This window comes from Acinetobacter guillouiae (assembly GCF_002370525.2).
Lineage (GTDB): Bacteria > Pseudomonadota > Gammaproteobacteria > Pseudomonadales > Moraxellaceae > Acinetobacter > Acinetobacter guillouiae.
Genome location: NZ_AP014630.1, coordinates 745,737 through 761,268 on the forward strand (window position 1 = coordinate 745,737; position 15,532 = coordinate 761,268).

At 37.9% G+C, this 15,532-nt stretch carries 19 protein-coding genes; 13 read left to right on the top strand and 6 right to left on the bottom strand.

The annotated features are described in order from the left end of the window. The first annotated feature begins 78 nt into the window (after positions 1-78). The 4 genes from AS4_RS03565 (at position 79) to AS4_RS03580 (ending at position 1,960) form a co-directional block, all read left to right on the top strand. Positions 79-696 carry a glutathione S-transferase N-terminal domain-containing protein gene (locus AS4_RS03565; RefSeq protein ID WP_096733179.1) on the top strand — a complete coding sequence of 206 codons (618 nt, stop codon included), beginning with the start codon at positions 79-81 and terminating at the stop codon, positions 694-696. Positions 697-785: 89 nt separating this feature from the next. Next, positions 786-1,073 (top strand): hypothetical protein, encoded by a 288-nt coding sequence (locus tag AS4_RS03570; RefSeq protein ID WP_096735474.1) that lies wholly within the window; start codon positions 786-788, stop codon positions 1,071-1,073. Positions 1,074-1,107: 34 nt separating this feature from the next. Further along, on the top strand, positions 1,108-1,530 hold the full coding sequence (locus tag AS4_RS03575; protein ID WP_096733180.1) for a hypothetical protein: 423 nt from the start codon (positions 1,108-1,110) through the stop codon (positions 1,528-1,530). A gap of 4 nt (positions 1,531-1,534) precedes the next feature. Further along, entirely contained in the window at positions 1,535-1,960 is a 426-nt protein-coding gene (locus tag AS4_RS03580; RefSeq protein ID WP_096733182.1) for a YqaA family protein, read from the top strand. 52 nt (positions 1,961-2,012) lie between these two features. Here AS4_RS03580 and AS4_RS03585 read toward each other — a convergent pair whose 3' ends face one another. Continuing rightward, the gene (locus AS4_RS03585) at positions 2,013-2,768 is read right to left on the bottom strand and encodes a TonB family protein (RefSeq protein WP_096733184.1); all 756 of its coding nucleotides are present in this window, start codon (positions 2,766-2,768) and stop codon (positions 2,013-2,015) included. A gap of 136 nt (positions 2,769-2,904) precedes the next feature. After that, positions 2,905-4,155 (bottom strand): MFS transporter, encoded by a 1,251-nt coding sequence (locus AS4_RS03590; RefSeq protein ID WP_096733186.1) that lies wholly within the window; start codon positions 4,153-4,155, stop codon positions 2,905-2,907. Between the two features lie 225 nt (positions 4,156-4,380). Between AS4_RS03590 and rpmI the strand changes: the two genes are divergently transcribed. The 6 genes from rpmI (at position 4,381) to AS4_RS03620 (ending at position 7,221) form a co-directional block, all read left to right on the top strand. Continuing rightward, the gene (gene rpmI, locus AS4_RS03595) at positions 4,381-4,575 is read left to right on the top strand and encodes a 50S ribosomal protein L35 (RefSeq protein ID WP_002054552.1); all 195 of its coding nucleotides are present in this window, start codon (positions 4,381-4,383) and stop codon (positions 4,573-4,575) included. A gap of 11 nt (positions 4,576-4,586) precedes the next feature. Continuing rightward, complete coding sequence (gene rplT / locus AS4_RS03600) at positions 4,587-4,946, top strand: 50S ribosomal protein L20 (protein WP_004723060.1); 360 nt, start codon at positions 4,587-4,589, stop codon at positions 4,944-4,946. A 225-nt stretch (positions 4,947-5,171) separates the two neighbouring features. Next, a complete protein-coding gene (locus AS4_RS03605) occupies positions 5,172-5,549 on the top strand; it encodes a hypothetical protein (protein ID WP_096733188.1) in 378 nt (125 codons plus the stop codon). A gap of 135 nt (positions 5,550-5,684) precedes the next feature. Beyond that, positions 5,685-5,882: a hypothetical protein gene (locus tag AS4_RS03610; RefSeq protein ID WP_004723056.1), complete on the top strand. Its 198-nt coding sequence runs from the start codon at positions 5,685-5,687 to the stop codon at positions 5,880-5,882. 97 nt (positions 5,883-5,979) lie between these two features. Beyond that, on the top strand, positions 5,980-6,510 hold the full coding sequence (locus AS4_RS03615) for a P-loop NTPase family protein (RefSeq protein ID WP_096733190.1): 531 nt from the start codon (positions 5,980-5,982) through the stop codon (positions 6,508-6,510). A 162-nt stretch (positions 6,511-6,672) separates the two neighbouring features. Then, entirely contained in the window at positions 6,673-7,221 is a 549-nt protein-coding gene (locus AS4_RS03620; RefSeq protein ID WP_096733192.1) for an NADAR family protein, read from the top strand. Between the two features lie 45 nt (positions 7,222-7,266). Here AS4_RS03620 and AS4_RS03625 read toward each other — a convergent pair whose 3' ends face one another. Next, the gene (locus AS4_RS03625) at positions 7,267-8,295 is read right to left on the bottom strand and encodes a hypothetical protein (protein WP_096733194.1); all 1,029 of its coding nucleotides are present in this window, start codon (positions 8,293-8,295) and stop codon (positions 7,267-7,269) included. Positions 8,296-8,512: 217 nt separating this feature from the next. Between AS4_RS03625 and pheS the strand changes: the two genes are divergently transcribed. The 3 genes from pheS (at position 8,513) to AS4_RS03640 (ending at position 12,298) form a co-directional block, all read left to right on the top strand. Then, positions 8,513-9,493 (top strand): phenylalanine--tRNA ligase subunit alpha, encoded by a 981-nt coding sequence (pheS, locus tag AS4_RS03630; protein ID WP_004723046.1) that lies wholly within the window; start codon positions 8,513-8,515, stop codon positions 9,491-9,493. Between the two features lie 130 nt (positions 9,494-9,623). Next, positions 9,624-12,005, top strand: coding sequence for a phenylalanine--tRNA ligase subunit beta (pheT, locus tag AS4_RS03635; RefSeq protein ID WP_096733196.1), 2,382 nt, complete (start codon positions 9,624-9,626; stop codon positions 12,003-12,005). Continuing rightward, positions 12,002-12,298, top strand: a complete 297-nt coding sequence (locus tag AS4_RS03640; RefSeq protein WP_004723042.1) for an integration host factor subunit alpha — start codon at positions 12,002-12,004, stop codon at positions 12,296-12,298. The genes pheT and AS4_RS03640 overlap by 4 nt, the downstream gene beginning before the upstream one ends. Positions 12,299-12,854: 556 nt before the next feature. On the opposite strand, the gene AS4_RS03645 is transcribed toward AS4_RS03640, so the two are convergent. From AS4_RS03645 to trxA, 3 genes are all read right to left on the bottom strand, one after another. Next, positions 12,855-13,115, bottom strand: a complete 261-nt coding sequence (locus tag AS4_RS03645) for a hypothetical protein (RefSeq protein WP_034609976.1) — start codon at positions 13,113-13,115, stop codon at positions 12,855-12,857. 380 nt (positions 13,116-13,495) lie between these two features. Next, on the bottom strand, positions 13,496-14,764 hold the full coding sequence (gene rho, locus AS4_RS03650) for a transcription termination factor Rho (protein WP_004723038.1): 1,269 nt from the start codon (positions 14,762-14,764) through the stop codon (positions 13,496-13,498). A gap of 344 nt (positions 14,765-15,108) precedes the next feature. Further along, entirely contained in the window at positions 15,109-15,435 is a 327-nt protein-coding gene (gene trxA / locus AS4_RS03655; protein WP_004723035.1) for a thioredoxin, read from the bottom strand. Positions 15,436-15,532 lie beyond the last annotated feature (97 nt).

Genomic DNA, 15,532 nt, shown 5'->3' on the forward strand with positions numbered 1-15,532 from the left:
ACGCCAATTCATGTTATAAAAGTAAACGATTAACGCAATAAAATTCAGAAAATACGTGAAAACGAAGAAGGATGAAATATGATTGATCTCTATTATTGGGGTACTCCCAATGGTCATAAAATTACCATTGCACTTGAAGAAATGGGTTTGGATTATCAGATTTTTCCCATCAACATCTTAGAGAATGACCAGTTCCAGCCAGATTTTCTTCGTATCTCTCCGAACAACAAAATCCCCGCGATTGTCGATCAAGATGGTCCAAATGGTGAGCCGATTTCAGTATTTGAATCAGGCGCAATCTTGCAATATCTTGGCCGTAAAACAGGCCTGTATTATCCAAGCGATGAGCAAGATCGTGTTGAAGTTGAACAGTGGTTAATGTGGCAAATGGGCGGGCTAGGGCCGATGTTAGGGCAAAACCATCATTTTGGTAAATTTGCCAAAGAAAAAATTCCTTATGCAATTGATCGTTATGTTACTGAAACTCAACGTTTGTATGGTGTTTTAAATAAGCAGCTCATTGGACAAAAATATGTGGCTGGTGAGTATTCTATTGCAGATATGGCAATTTTACCGTGGGTATTACGCTATGAGTGGCAGCAAATAGCACTAGATGATTATCCTCATGTTAAAGAATATATTGAGCGTTTAACTGCGCGCCCAGCGATACAAAGAGCGCTATCAATCAAAGTGTAAAATGTATTTTATGTTAAGATGAGAAACCACGTAATGTGGTTTTTTATTTTTTAAATGATCGATTTTTGGATGGTTGGCAGGCTTTAGTCATGAAAGATTTCTTTTTGAACTTTACGAAAATATTAGAAACAAATCCAAAAATCTACTGGAGTATTATTGTGGGTATTGCGGGGTGTTTAATGCTCTATATTGCGGAAATTGTGCATATCCAAAATATTTTAGAGCAATTAAATGGTCAAGCATCAGCCCTGATTAGAAGTGTGATCGACCCGATTGCGCAACGTTATCAATGGTCTCGGATTATCTTTATGTTGTTGGCAATCATTTGGGCACATTTTCAGTATCGTAAAACCAAAAAAATGCTAAATTTAAACTGATTGAACTCTAAGTACATTCAACAGGGAAATGAGTATGAAGCAAAACTTTGTTTGGCATTTTCTTGTCTCTTTTGCTGTGATGCTAATCACAGCAATGCTTTGTAGCATTTTGCAGTATCACTCCGCATATGATTACTTTTGGTTTATTATTTTTAGCATCGTGAGTGTTTCAGGCTTGATTTTTGCTATGGTCTTTGGCATTTTTCAAAGTAAATTACAACAAAGTCTTTTGAATACCACGATCTTACTCGTTTTGCTTTCGCTTTATTTTATTGTTTTATTCTACGGCTTTATTCATATCAAAATCGATTGGCAAGCGATTTCAGAGGGTAAAGCTCAACTCACATTGTTGCAGAAATTTTTTAAATCAGATCTTTCATTTTGGTTGGCTTTTCTTGCTCCCTTTATACTGTCATTTTTAACTTATACCTTAAAATCTAAACTCCGCATTAGCTAATTTTATGGCTTATCTTCTCTTATTTTTTTCCGCATTTGGTGCTGCGACGCTATTACCTTTACAGTCTGAAGCAGTATTGCTTGGATTACTGGTACAAACCCAGCATTCTGCATATTTATTGCTTGTTGTTGCAACGATTGGCAATGTTTTAGGTTCATGCGTGAATTGGTATTTGGGACTCAAAATCGAGCAGTTTAAAGATAAGAAATGGTTTCCTGTCTCTGAAAAAAATATGCTTAAAGCAGAAAAAATATATCAAAAGTATGGCTTTTGGTCTTTGTTATTAAGTTGGACCCCAATTATTGGAGATCCAATCACACTTATTGCAGGGCTAATGAAAGAGAACTTTTGGCGTTTTCTTTTGATTGTGACCATTGCAAAAGGTGGTCGGTATGCTTTTATCTATTTGGTGTATATCGGATTATTTTAATAAAAAGGTTAAAGACACTAAACTATCTTTAACCTTAAGAATCTCATATTTTTTATTTACATTCATTGATTTTAAATTGAATCGCATCATTGAAGCTGGATTGTTTATAGATCCATAAAGTGCGGTAAGAACGTTTTACATTGATTGATGCATGCTCTACGGCTGCAAGTACTTGTTGATCAAGTGCATTAATACCAGAACGTTGAGTTAGCTTAACTTGGGTAATTTCACCTTGCTTATTGGCTTTAAATTTAAACTTTACTGTGCGATCTTTATTTTTTAATAGCGATTGATCCAGTGCAAGTTGTGGTTGTTTTAAATAAACAAAGGCAACCGACTTATCGAGTTGTTGTTTGTTCCAATTTTTTGAATTAAAGCTATATGTACATTGCTTAGCGCGCTGAACATGATCCGTTGCATTCTCTAGTGTTAAGGTAAATGTTTGATAACCGACTAAAGCAATGGCTTTTCCATTTTTGGAATAGGGTTTTACTTTTGCATTTTCCACAGCATCTACAAGTTTCTGATCCAATGCACGGATGCCTGTACTCTCTTGGATATCAGCATCTGTAACTTCACCAGCATTATTGGCTTTTACTCGAATGATCGCTGAACGATCTTGATCTTTTAATTCAGTGATTTGATAGTGAATTTGAGGAAATTTGACCCATTGTATACGTGTAGTCAAATGCTGAGGATCATTTTGTTCAGATTGCTCCCCTTTGACCTTTATTGTAGGAAGTTTATCCGCACTATAGCTATAGGTTGAAAGGCACAATAAACAAGTGGTAAAAAGAGCTTTATTCATAGGTTTGGCAATCCATGCAGTTTAATACGCATGAGAGTAGTTTAATTGCGCAAAGTATTTATCGAATTTTGTATTCTCGCAATAGAAAATGCACCCGAAGGTGCATTTTTTACTGTTTTTTATTCAGCCAAACTCATTATACTTGGCCTTTGGTGATGTCTACTTTGAATAAATCAGAAGTTTTTACCCAACTTATTGCGACAACGGCCAAGGTCATACATCCACCAAATACAGTGGCTGTGATTGTTCCTAAATATTTTGCAGCCAGCCCAGATTCAAATGCGCCCAATTCATTACTCGATGAAACAAACATCCCATTCACCGCAGCGACACGGCCACGCATATTTTCAGGTGGGTAAACTTGCAAAATGGTTTGGCGTACAACCACTGAGATACTGTCACAAGCACCAGTCATAGCCAAAGCAAATAAAGAGAGCCAGACGTTATTTGAGAATGCAAAAATAATGGTAAACACCCCAAAACCTGCAACTGCAATCAGCATATTTCGCCAAGCATGATGTGTAGGTGGAAATTTGGTTAAAGCGATCATGGTTATTAATGCGCCAATAGATGGGGCCGCACGTAAATAACCTAAACCTTCAGGTCCAACTTTTAAAATGTCTTCTGCAAAAATTGGCAGTAGGGCAATCACACCACCAAACAGCACTGAAACCAAATCTAAAGATATGGCCCACAGTACAATTTTGGTTTTCCAAATAAAGCGAAAGCCTTCACTTAAACTGTCCCAAAGATTATCTTGTTCCATGGTAGGGAAAGTACGCTTCTTTAATAAGTTAATCAGACAGAAGCATATAAATAAAAGTACCGCTACCGAGAGTAAGCTGTTTTCACGACCGATTCCTGCCAGCATAAAACCACCTAGCATTGGGCCAATAATGACGCCACTTTGCCATCCAATCGTGGTCCATGTCGCACCATTGGCATACAGTTCACGAGGAATTAAAAATGGTTTTAATGAGGTTGCTGATGGATTATAGAAACCTCGGATGGTACCCAAAGCAAAAATAACTGCATAAATCCCCCAAGACAGTGTAGTCACACCAATTTGGCCATGATCATAACTGTGAAATAACCACCAAAGCACCAACGGCAAAGGGAAAGAGAAAAATAAGCAAACTTTCATAATGGTTTGTTTATTCAGCTTATCTGCAAAATAACCGCCCCAAAGCGACAGTGCAATAAACGGGATTGCTTCTGCTAGTCCAATCAGACCCAAGGTGAGCGGGTCTTTGGTAATTTGATAGAGTGAATAGGCAACAATAATTTCTTGAATTAAAATTGCGAGCGTTAAACAAAATTGATTGATGGTAACAATTGAGAAATCTCGATAGCGAAGCGCAGCAAAAGCATCCTGTGCAGGGGTCATAACTGTCCAGTTTTATCATGATGTGATGATTATAAAGATTTCATCCTGATTTTTCTTATAAAACTAGGTGAAATTTACATCGAAAATTACATTGGGGGAATTGTGAAATTGTTGGATGTTTTGCTTTTGTTTTGTACAGAGATGATTTAGAATACTGCCTCCCTTACCTGCAGGTCGTTGTCGCAATGGTGCGAACGTACCGAACAGGTGTTTAAAGAGGTTGTTATGGCTAAGTTAAAAACTCGCCGTGGTGCAGCTAAGCGTTTCAAAGCGACTGCTAACGGTTTCAAGCGTAAACAAGCGTTCAAACGCCACATTTTGACCAAAAAATCTGCTAAACGTATTCGTCAATTGCGCGGTTGTGTCATGGTTCACGTAAGTGACATGAATTCAGTTCGTCGTATGTGCCCATACATCTAAGGAGATTATAAATGGCTCGTGTAAAACGTGGTGTACAGGCTCATCGCCGTCATAAAAAAATTCTTGCTCGTGCTAAAGGTTACTATGGCGCGCGTTCACGTGTTTATCGTGTAGCGTTCCAAGCAGTAATTAAAGCAGGTCAATACGCTTACCGTGACCGTCGTCAAAAGAAACGTCAATTCCGTGCTTTATGGATTGCGCGTATCAATGCTGGTGCTCGTCAAAATGGTTTGTCGTACAGCCGTATGATCGATGGCTTGAAAAAAGCTCAAGTGATCATCGACCGTCGCGTACTTGCTGACATCGCTATGCATGACTCAGTTGCATTTGCTGCTTTAGCTGAAAAAGCTAAAGGCGCATTAGCTGCTTAATCATCTTCGATGATTAAAAAAGACCGCTTTATAGCGGTCTTTTTTATGCCTAAAAATTTATTTTCAAACTATTGCGGGAACTTTTCGAGATGAGTTCCCTTTGAGTTTGATTGTTCGAATACAGTACTAATCAGTAAAATTTGTGTTGATGTAAAATCTGTCATTATGGATGCTCTAACGATTTTGTTATGGCATTGAATTGACCAAACTATAGAATCTAGTCTTATGCGTAAACAATATCACTTTCGCCAAGTTGGTGAAGACACTTATATTTGGGATGTGCATCATCTGGTTGAACTAAGCCGAGATTTTCCAATCGATGAGGTTCTATTATCCGATATACAAGAACTCAATGAAGCGTATTGGTTTCCAGATACACATCCAACAACACAGCAAATGATTGAACATTTTCAACTGATACAACAGGCAGATCTAAGTTATCCAATTATTCTATCTGCTGATGGCAGAGTGATGGATGGTATGCATCGTGTGGCAAAAGCAAAACTACTTGAACATCTTACAATTAAAGCCGTCAGGTTTGAAATTACACCACCAGCAAATTTTATCAATGTTGATGAGGATGATTTGGATTATGCTGATTGAGCAGGCCATCCGAATGATTTAAACATTCAAATAACTTTGCATACACATTACACAATATCAACGTGAAAACATTATTGTTTTAGAAATAGCTCGCATAGAGTAGAACAACGAATAATAGAAAATGATGGAGTGGGTATGCGTGTTGAGATTGAAGGTTTACAACAAGGTGCAATTGAAGTTGAGTTGCAACTACTACCCAGAGTTGGGGAAGTTTTAAAAGTGATGTATGGTGCAGATGCGGAAGTTAAAGGTGAAGTAACAGCAGTTGAGCACTATATTAATCAGCATGCAAATGAACATAAAGTAATACTCAGCATACGACCCGTATTTTGATATAGATCAGCTAAAATGATTGAATCATGATTGGGTTGTTACGTGATCTAAAGTAGCTTATTTAGCTACTTTTTATTTTTAGAGAGTTCTTAGATTTATGAACCGCATCAATGTCGTGGGGACTTCTGCGTCAGGAAAAACAACATTTTCAATAAGATTGGCTCAAAAATTAAAACTCACATACATTGAATTGGATGATTTATTTTGGCTGGATGATTGGCAAGAGTCTACCGATACTGCATTTTTTCAGAAAATTCAGGCCAAATTAGATCAAGCTAAATCTGGTTTCGTCATAGATGGTAATTATACGCGAACCACGCAGATCAAATGGCGAGATATCGATACTGTAATTTGGTTGGATATTCCTTTTTATATCAATCTTTACCAATCCATACAGAGAGCTGTTCGTCGTGCTATTTTTAGACACAGACTTTGGGAGAGTTCAAATAATCGTGAAAGTTTTAGTAAAATGTTTAGTCGTGACTCGATTATTTGGTGGATGATTAAAACGCATCAAAAAAATCGACAGCAATATATAACAATGATGAATGATCCTCAATATTCACATATTCGATTTATCCATTTAAAATCGCGAAAAGATATTGATCAATTTTTTAGTTTAAGTTAAGTCCTTTATAAGTTAGGATAAATTTTGAAAATATAATAATACGTGTCGAATATTTTATGAAAAATTAAGTGGAACTGTGATTGAATAAGAGGTTCATGCGAATGATGGTGATGGCATAACAGAAGTATCGTATCAGTGGGATATTAATCATAGGACAATAAAATGAGTGATTCTCAATTTTTAACAACTTTACAAGAGCAAGTAAAGAACGGGCAAAAGTATAGTTATTTGTGTTTTTGGGGGCATAGTCAAAAGACTTGTGGAAAAATAGACAAGAGTTGTTTAAGTCAATGGTTTCCTGCAAAATTTGAAATTGATGGTGTCAATTATCAAAGTACAGAACAGTATATGATGGCACAGAAAGCCAAACTATTTAATGATGAGGCTATTTTTCAAAAAATTTTACAAACAGACGATCCTAAGAAAATAAAAGCATTAGGTCGTTTGGTCAAAAATTATCAAGATGAGATTTGGATTGCTCATCGTTATGAAATTGTGGTTCAAGGTAATTTGGCTAAGTTTTCTCAAGACAATGATCTTAAAGCGTTTCTACTGAGTACCTCAGATCAGATCATCGTTGAAGCCTCGCCTGTAGATCAAATTTGGGGGATTGGACTTGCAGCAGATCATGTTAATGCGACAAATCCAAACGCATGGCAAGGTTTAAATCTTTTGGGTTTTGCCTTAATGGAAGTGAGAAAGCAACTTTAAAGTTGCTTTCTTTTGAAGATTCATTGAATAAAAAAAATTTAGAGCCTATAAACCAAAATAATAAGCCGCAAGGCAGATTAAAATGGTCACAATAATTAATGCAAAAACACCTGTTTTACCAGGTTTATGCTCAGGATTTGTCTTGCCGTTAAATGCTTGACGCTGCTCGGTTTTGATATTGTCATGCGCGTCAAAGGGTGAAGCAATTTGTTTTGGCGTTAAGCGTGCAGATTTATAATGATTTGCAACTTTAACAATAAATTTTGATTTTAAATCTTCAACTTTTTGGAGGAAATGGCGCAAATTCATTTGCTCTTCAGGGCTCATGATTTGCTCATTTTCATCATAGGGATGCTTTAATTTTGTAGAAATAAAGCTTTCTAATGCATCGATACGACAGAAGGTTTCATGTGCGTAATCAGCTTGATAGTCAGTGGGTAACAGCGCAAGTTTAAGGCTTGAATCCTCGGTCGTGTATAGCGTTTCATCTAATCCGTAATAAGGTAAATCTTTATTTACAGGTTCTGGAAAACCTTTGGCATATTGAGTATCGAACAATTCATTGTCTGTATAAACTTGAATATCATCCCAATTCGGTTGGACTAAATCTTGTTCAATCCGTTTAATCAATTTTGCATTGAGATCATAGCGCCAAAAAATCTCGGTACGTAAATTGGGGCGTTGTTGTTCAGGCGCTTCATAATCATTGTCTGCGCTATACCATTCTGCCAATTCTTTACCAAAAATCCATGCAGCTTTCTTTTGTTGATCATGGCTAACAATAAAGTGTGGGATGGCTAACAGTTCAACATTGGCATTTGGATTTTGTTCATCATTTAAAATGCTCGCGCTATGTAAGCTGAGTCGATACACCCCTTGTTTTTTTAGCCCTTCAAGCCAAATCTGAAAATGCTGTGCCAATAGGTGCTGGTTGGTTAAATCACGGAAGCCAAAAGCATGCTGATTAAAAATGGCATGATTGACCCAACGAGAAAAACTGATCCCTTGAGTGAGATACTCATTGCCATAAGTGACGAGTGTAAGTTGACGTTTCCAGATTTGATCGAGTGCCATTTTTTATAGATCTCAGCGACATTAAATCCATTTTATACTTTTTATAAATCAAAGTTCTAGCATTTCAACAGGAATCAAACAGGGAAATATACAAATTATTTAGAATAAGTTGTGACTAATCGTATTTTTTGTAAAGCGGAAACTTCATTCAACTGCATAAAAACTGTTAGAATATAGAGTTATATTATTTTTCTAAAATATTGCTTTGAGAGTTACTATGTCACTGGAAGCCCTGACCACTGAAGCGCTCGCTGCGATTGCAGCAGCTCAAGACCTGACTACACTCGACCAAGTACGAGTGCAATTTACAGGGAAAAAAAGCCAGCTTGCGGAACAATCTAAGGCACTTGGCAAAATGGACCCTGAAGAGCGTAAAGTTCAGGGTGCTGCAATTCATGCAGTACGTGAAGCGATCAGTGCAGCGTTGACTGAACGCCAAACTGAATTACAGAAAGCTGAATTAGAATTAAAGCTAGCAAGTGAAACAATCGATATTACTTTGCCTGGACGTGGGCAAGCTGTAGGAAGTATTCATCCCGTTACTCAGGTTCAAGAACGTATTTGTCAATTCTTTACCAAAGCGGGTTTTACTGTTGCGACAGGGCCAGAAGTTGAAGATGATTATCACAACTTTGAAGCATTGAATATTCCAGGACATCATCCTGCACGTGCGATGCATGATACTTTTTACTTTGATGCAAACCATTTGCTACGCACCCATACCTCAGGTGTACAAGTACGCACAATGGAAAACTCGCAACCACCGATTCGTATCGTTTGTCCAGGGCGTGTTTATCGTTGTGACTCAGATCAAACCCATTCTCCAATGTTCCATCAAATCGAAGGTTTATACGTTGCTGAAAATACCAGCTTCGCAGAATTAAAAGGTTTGTTGATTAATCTGCTAAATGAATTTTTTGAGAAAGATTTAAAAGTACGCTTCCGTCCATCTTATTTCCCATTCACTGAGCCAAGTGCTGAGGTGGATATTATGGATGAGCGTGGTCGTTGGTTAGAGGTTTTGGGTTGCGGTATGGTGCATCCAAATGTTCTACAAGCTGCGGGTATTGATCCTGAAAAATATAAAGGCTTTGCATTTGGTCTCGGTGTAGAGCGTTTCGCAATGTTGCGTTATGGCATCAATGATTTGCGTATGTTCTACCAAAACGATGTGCGTTTTTTACGCCAATTTGCTTAACAAATTTATACCTCTCCCTGACCTCTCCTAAAAGGAGAGGGGATGTCCAAGATAATGAGACGAAGGGTTCTGCCTCCTTTTAAAGGGGAGTCAGAGAGGAATTCATAGATATTGAATATAGGTTTTAGAAATGAAAATTAGCGAAAATTGGCTTCGCACATGGGTCAACCCTGCAATTGATAGCGATACTTTGTCTGATCAACTGACCATGTTGGGACTTGAGGTTGATGAACTGGTTCCCGCAGCTAAACCATTTACAGGTGTGGTGATTGGTGAAGTTTTAACTGTTGTACAGCATCCTGATGCAGATCGTTTACGTGTCACCACAGTGAATATTGGTTCGGGTGAACCTTTGCAAATCGTATGTGGTGCACCAAATGTACGTGCTGGAATGAAAGTGCCAGTTGCAACCATTGGTGCAGTGCTTCCGGGCGATTTTAAAATTAAAAAAGGCAAACTTCGTGGTGTTGAATCACAAGGGATGCTCTGCGGCGCTTCAGAAATTGACCTTGAAGATAAAATTGACGGTCTGTTAGAACTTCCTGCTGATGCGCCTGTAGGCACAAATATTCGAGAATATTTAAATCTTGATGATCATGTGATTGATATCAGCATCACGCCAAACCGTGGTGACTGTTTTAGTATTCGTGGGGTGGCACGTGAAATTGGGGTAATTAACCAATTGCCTGTAACCGCACCTGAAATTCAAGAGGTTTTGACTACGATTGCTGATCAGAAGCAAGTTGTTGTGACAACGGATGGTTGCCCTCGTTACTTAGGTCGTGTAATTAAAAATGTAAATACCAAAGCAGCTACACCTGCATGGATGGAGCAAGCTCTAGCACGTTCAGGTATTCGTCAACACAGTATTCTTGTTGATATTACCAACTATGTGCTTATGGAACTTGGTCAACCGTTACATGCGTTTGATGGTGGTCAGGTTCAAGGTTCAGTGCATGTGCGTCAGGCAAGTGCAAATGAAAAGCTTGTTTTGTTAAATGAACAAGAAATTGAATTGACCGAAGATGTTATGGTGATTGCAGATGATGTAAAAGCATTGGCGATCGCAGGCATCATGGGTGGTTTGTCCTCATCTGTAACAGATGAAACCACTGAGATTTTCCTTGAATCTGCATTCTTTGCACCATTACATATCGCAGGGCGCGCACGTCGTTATGGTTTGCATACAGATGCGTCACAACGTTATGAACGTGGTGTGGACTTTGAATTGCCTATGATCGCAATGCAACGCGCTTCACAATTGATTCAAACTCTTGCAGGTGGTGATTTCGGTCCAATTACCGTATCTGAAAAAACTGAATTGTTGCCTAAACGCGAAGCAATTGAGTTGAATCAAGCGCAAGTGGATCAATTGCTAGGTTATCAAGTTCCTACTGCATTTATTACAGATGCGCTGCAACGTTTAGGTTGTGATGTGACTGTAACAGCTGAAGGTGAATGGACTGTTGTACCACCATCACATCGTTACGATATGGCAATTTATCAAGATTTAATTGAAGAAGTTGCGCGTATACATGGTTATGACAATATTCAAATTAGTCTGCCAGTGATTGATGTAAAACTTGCTAAGCATCAGGATCAATTTGAACTGACTCAGTTACGTCAAACTTTAGTAACACTGGGTTATCAAGAGGCGATTAGTTTTAGTTTTGCAGATTTAAAACTTGAAAAACAATTGAATTCACAAGTAAATCCATTGGCGCTTGCAAATCCGATTTCAAGTGATTTGGCGGTCATGCGCTCAACTTTACTTTCAAGCTTAATTCCGTGTGTTCAGTACAATATCAATCGTCAACAAAGTCGTGTGCGTTTCTTTGAGCTAGGGCTACGTTTTGATTATCAAAACGCGAAAAGTATAGAAGATTTGAAACAGATTCCAACTTTGGCTATGATTGCTGTAGGATCAAAACAAATTGAATCTTGGCATGGAAAAGCTCAAGTTATGGATTTCTTTGATCTCAAAGGCGAGGTCGAAGAAATTTTAGCAGCTGGACGTGTTCAAGTTGAATATGTTCGTTCTGATCGTGAATGGTTACATCCAGGTCAATCTGCGGAAATTCTCGTGGATGGGAAATCAGTAGGTTATTTAGGTCGTCTACATCCATCTTTGGAAAATGCACTGGATTTGAGCACAACTTGGATCGCAGAGCTCGACCAATCGGCTGTTTTGCAAACTTATGTATCTAATTTTACAGAATTATCACGATTTCCATCGGTTAGACGTGATATTGCGCTTGTAATTAGTGATAAGATTAATGTTAGTGAAATTCAGCAACTTATCGAAAAAACGGGTGGAGAGCTTTTAGACTCTACTTGGTTATTTGATGTGTATACAGGGCAAGGTGTTGAACAAGGTAAGCGCTCTTTAGCATTTGCATTGTTATGGCAACATCCATCACGTACACTCGAAGATGCTGAGATTAAATCCGGTATGGATCATATTATTCAAGTGTTAGAAGACACTTATCAAGCGACATTGAGGGCCTCATGACAGCATTAACAAAAGCAGAAATGGCTGATCATTTAAGTGAGCTTACGAGTTTAAACCGTCGTGAAGCAAAACAAATGGTCGAGTTGTTCTTTGACGAGATTAGCCAAGCATTAATTGCAGGCGAACAAGTCAAACTTTCAGGTTTCGGAAATTTTGAACTACGTGACAAACGTCAACGTCCAGGTCGAAATCCTAAAACTGGAGAAGAGATTCCAATCTCAGCACGTCGAGTTGTAACATTCCGTGCAGGTCAAAAATTTAGACAACGTGTGGGTACAGAACAAGAAGATTAATCGGCAATTTGTGTGTCGTAAGATGAAAGCTCTGTAATCTAAAAGTTTTGTAAGATAAAAACCCTGAGTAATCTGCTTGGGGTTTTTTATTGCCAGAAATAAACATCATTTGGATTCGATTAACTAATTTTTGCTGTAATCACAGTGATAAGACTGGAATATCGCTTTTTTATCCCAATACCCAAAGATCAAATGGGTTTATGTGCGTGAGGTTTGGTTAAAAAACAGAGTAGTGAGAGATAGTGTAATTGTTGGGTAAAAGTGAGACCCTTATGCGGGATAAATTTATTTTAAGAAAATTCTTAGTATCTTTATAAAAATGCAAATAAGTAAAGCTATTCTAGTATTGGTTAAGATGATCCAATACGCTTGCAATTTTAACGGTTGATAAGCAAAGTAAAATAGAGTGGTGTGGTTTTGTACTTGTTGGATTTACGGGTTCAGTAGCGAAGGGTGATACAGCTTGTTTATGATGATTTAAACTTTAAAGTAAAAAACAAAGCAAAAAAAGAGAACCTAAAAGGTTCTCTTTTCTTGATAATAATCTAAGCGATTATTATTGAGCAGCTGAAGCAGCAGCAGAAGCGTCTGCAGCAGCAGCAGTAGCATCAGATGCAGCAGCAGTAGCGTCAGCAGCAGCATCAGTAGCAGATGCAGCAGCAGCGTCAACAGCAGCAGTAGCTTCAGAAGCAGCTTCTACAGCTTGAGAAGCAGCAGCGTTTGCATCAGCAGCAGCTTCTTCAGTTTTTTTAGCACAACCAACGAAAGCTAAAGTAGTAGCAACTGCAGCAGCAATAGCGATTTTTTTGAATAACATGGCATCACTCTCATAAATTTAATAGAGACAAAAAACCCAAGTTAGCCTGTTTTTTGCTTTTTGCATGAGCAGTCTAACTGGTATGCGAATATGCTATCACTGCGCATTTTGAATTGCTACTGTTTATCTTAAAAAAACTGACCAAATTGATGAAAAAATGATGTTTTTTTAACAGTATTTTACAATCAAGTTGCGTTTTTAGATTGGTTTATTGATAAATAAGTTATTAATAAATATAAAAAATCTTGATGAATAATTTTTATATTCAAATATTTGCAATATCGTGTAACGTTGAAACTCGATGATTGTATATTTATGTAAATAATGTCAACCAAATAAAAAGGCTACTCTTAGAGTAGCCTTTTTAAGTATTTATGGAATTAGTTGGCAGCTTTGCGCTTCATTTGATCAAAGAAATCATCATTGGTTTTGGTTTCTTTCATGCGATCTAACAAGAATTCCATCGCCACTAATTCATCCATAGGATGAAGAAGTTTACGAAGAATCCATACTTTACGTAGGTTTTCTTCGCTCATAAGACGCTCTTCACGACGCGTACCTGACTTTTTGATATTCATTGCTGGGAAGACGCGTTTTTCAGCAATACGGCGATCAAGGATGATTTCTTGGTTACCTGTACCTTTGAATTCTTCGTAGATCACTTCATCCATTTTACTGCCTGTTTCAATCAATGCAGTCGAAATAATGGTGAGAGAACCGCCTTCTTCGATATTACGTGCAGCACCAAAGAAACGTTTAGGGCGTTCTAAGGCATGTGCATCAACACCACCGGTAAGTACTTTGCCAGATGAAGGAACAACAGTGTTATAAGCACGGGCTAAACGCGTGATTGAGTCAAGTAAGATCACAACATCTTTTTTGTGCTCTACCAGACGTTTGGCTTTTTCAATCACCATTTCAGCAACTTGGACATGGCGAGCTGGAGATTCATCAAAGGTTGATGCAACAACTTCACCACGCACAGTACGTTCCATTTCTGTCACTTCTTCAGGACGTTCGTCGATCAGAAGAACAATCAAGAAACATTCAGGATTGTTACGCACAATAGATTGAGCAATGTTCTGTAATAACATCGTTTTACCCGCTTTTGGCGGTGCTACGATAATTGAACGTTGACCTTTACCGATGGGTGCAACCAAGTCCACGACACGCGCTGTCAAATCTTCAGAAGAACCATTACCCAGTTCCATAACCAATTGCTCAGTTGGGAAAAGTGGTGTGAGGTTTTCAAATAAAATTTTATTGCGTGAGTTTTCAGGGGTGTCATAGTTAATTTGATTAACTTTTAATAATGCAAAGTAACGTTCACCTTCTTTAGGTGGGCGAATCGTACCTGTAATCGTATCACCAGTTCGTAGATTAAAACGACGAATTTGTGAAGGACTAACATAGATATCATCCGGACCTGCAAGATAAGAACCTGCAGCGGAGCGTAAAAAGCCGAAACCATCAGACAAAATTTCAAGAACACCATCACCAAAAATTTCTTCGCCATTCATTGCATGGCGTTTGAGGATGGCAAAAATGATGTCTTGCTTACGGTTACGAGCCATTCCTTCAAGGCCCATAAACTCAGCAATTTTAATGAGTTCGCCGATCGGTTTTTTCTTGAGTTCAGTTAAATTCATAAATGGTCAGATTGAATAAGGATGTGTGGAACACAGATAAAGAGAAAAGAAGCAAAAGTCGCCAGCAGTGTAATAGGTGAGTTGAAATTGTATAGACACAAAAACAAACTCAGAATCTATGTAGTTCTTTCGAGGAGAAATATGTAAAACAATTTCTGTTGCCGAACGGCGATCTTATGTGTTGTCCTTTAAGAAACAGGAAGAGAATCCTAATGTTCCTTGAGCATGGAATATAAGTTAGATCAACAAGTTTGTCAAATTATAGTCGAAAAAAAATACGCTAGAAAATCAAGCGTATTTCTCATTTTCCTAGATTTATACAAATAATGTATAAATTCAGCAAATTAAATATTTTCTTCAATGAATGCAGTTAATTTAGATTTTGGCACTGCACCAATTTGTTGAGCAACAACTTCACCATTTTTAAACATCAATAATGCTGGAATGTTACGAATGTTGTAGTTGACCGCAGTTGCTTCACATGCAGTTACATCCACTTTAACGATTTTAACTTTACCTTCAAATTCAGTTGAAAGTACTTCAAGGACTGGTGCAATCGCTTTACACGGTGCACACCAGCCTGCCCAGAAATCTACGATTACAGGGATATCAGATTGAAGTACATCTGCATCAAAGTTGTCATCAGTGGTATTTACGATATTGCCAGACATGGATTTTGCTCCAAAATATTTTAAAGATGAATCTATCTATGGATATAAGTATTACATAGTCATCTTTAACAATGTAGGGGGATACTTAAATTTTCAT

Excerpts from the sequence above, each read along its gene's own strand:
- rho (WP_004723038.1), bottom strand. The coding sequence starts at position 14,764 with ATGAATTTAACTGAACTCAAGAAAAAACCGATCGGCGAACTCATTAAA.
- AS4_RS03610 (WP_004723056.1), top strand. The coding sequence starts at position 5,685 with ATGCGTGTTGAGATTGAAGGTTTACAACAAGGTGCAATTGAAGTTGAG.
- AS4_RS03605 (WP_096733188.1), top strand. The coding sequence starts at position 5,172 with ATGCGTAAACAATATCACTTTCGCCAAGTTGGTGAAGACACTTATATT.
- AS4_RS03645 (WP_034609976.1), bottom strand. The coding sequence starts at position 13,115 with ATGTTATTCAAAAAAATCGCTATTGCTGCTGCAGTTGCTACTACTTTA.
- rpmI (WP_002054552.1), top strand. The coding sequence starts at position 4,381 with ATGGCTAAGTTAAAAACTCGCCGTGGTGCAGCTAAGCGTTTCAAAGCG.
- pheS (WP_004723046.1), top strand. The coding sequence starts at position 8,513 with ATGTCACTGGAAGCCCTGACCACTGAAGCGCTCGCTGCGATTGCAGCA.
- AS4_RS03590 (WP_096733186.1), bottom strand. The coding sequence starts at position 4,155 with ATGACCCCTGCACAGGATGCTTTTGCTGCGCTTCGCTATCGAGATTTC.
- AS4_RS03570 (WP_096735474.1), top strand. The coding sequence starts at position 786 with ATGAAAGATTTCTTTTTGAACTTTACGAAAATATTAGAAACAAATCCA.
- AS4_RS03615 (WP_096733190.1), top strand. The coding sequence starts at position 5,980 with ATGAACCGCATCAATGTCGTGGGGACTTCTGCGTCAGGAAAAACAACA.
- rplT (WP_004723060.1), top strand. The coding sequence starts at position 4,587 with ATGGCTCGTGTAAAACGTGGTGTACAGGCTCATCGCCGTCATAAAAAA.
- AS4_RS03640 (WP_004723042.1), top strand. The coding sequence starts at position 12,002 with ATGACAGCATTAACAAAAGCAGAAATGGCTGATCATTTAAGTGAGCTT.
- AS4_RS03580 (WP_096733182.1), top strand. The coding sequence starts at position 1,535 with ATGGCTTATCTTCTCTTATTTTTTTCCGCATTTGGTGCTGCGACGCTA.
- AS4_RS03585 (WP_096733184.1), bottom strand. The coding sequence starts at position 2,768 with ATGAATAAAGCTCTTTTTACCACTTGTTTATTGTGCCTTTCAACCTAT.
- trxA (WP_004723035.1), bottom strand. The coding sequence starts at position 15,435 with ATGTCTGGCAATATCGTAAATACCACTGATGACAACTTTGATGCAGAT.
- AS4_RS03575 (WP_096733180.1), top strand. The coding sequence starts at position 1,108 with ATGAAGCAAAACTTTGTTTGGCATTTTCTTGTCTCTTTTGCTGTGATG.
- AS4_RS03620 (WP_096733192.1), top strand. The coding sequence starts at position 6,673 with ATGAGTGATTCTCAATTTTTAACAACTTTACAAGAGCAAGTAAAGAAC.
- AS4_RS03625 (WP_096733194.1), bottom strand. The coding sequence starts at position 8,295 with ATGGCACTCGATCAAATCTGGAAACGTCAACTTACACTCGTCACTTAT.
- pheT (WP_096733196.1), top strand. The coding sequence starts at position 9,624 with ATGAAAATTAGCGAAAATTGGCTTCGCACATGGGTCAACCCTGCAATT.
- AS4_RS03565 (WP_096733179.1), top strand. The coding sequence starts at position 79 with ATGATTGATCTCTATTATTGGGGTACTCCCAATGGTCATAAAATTACC.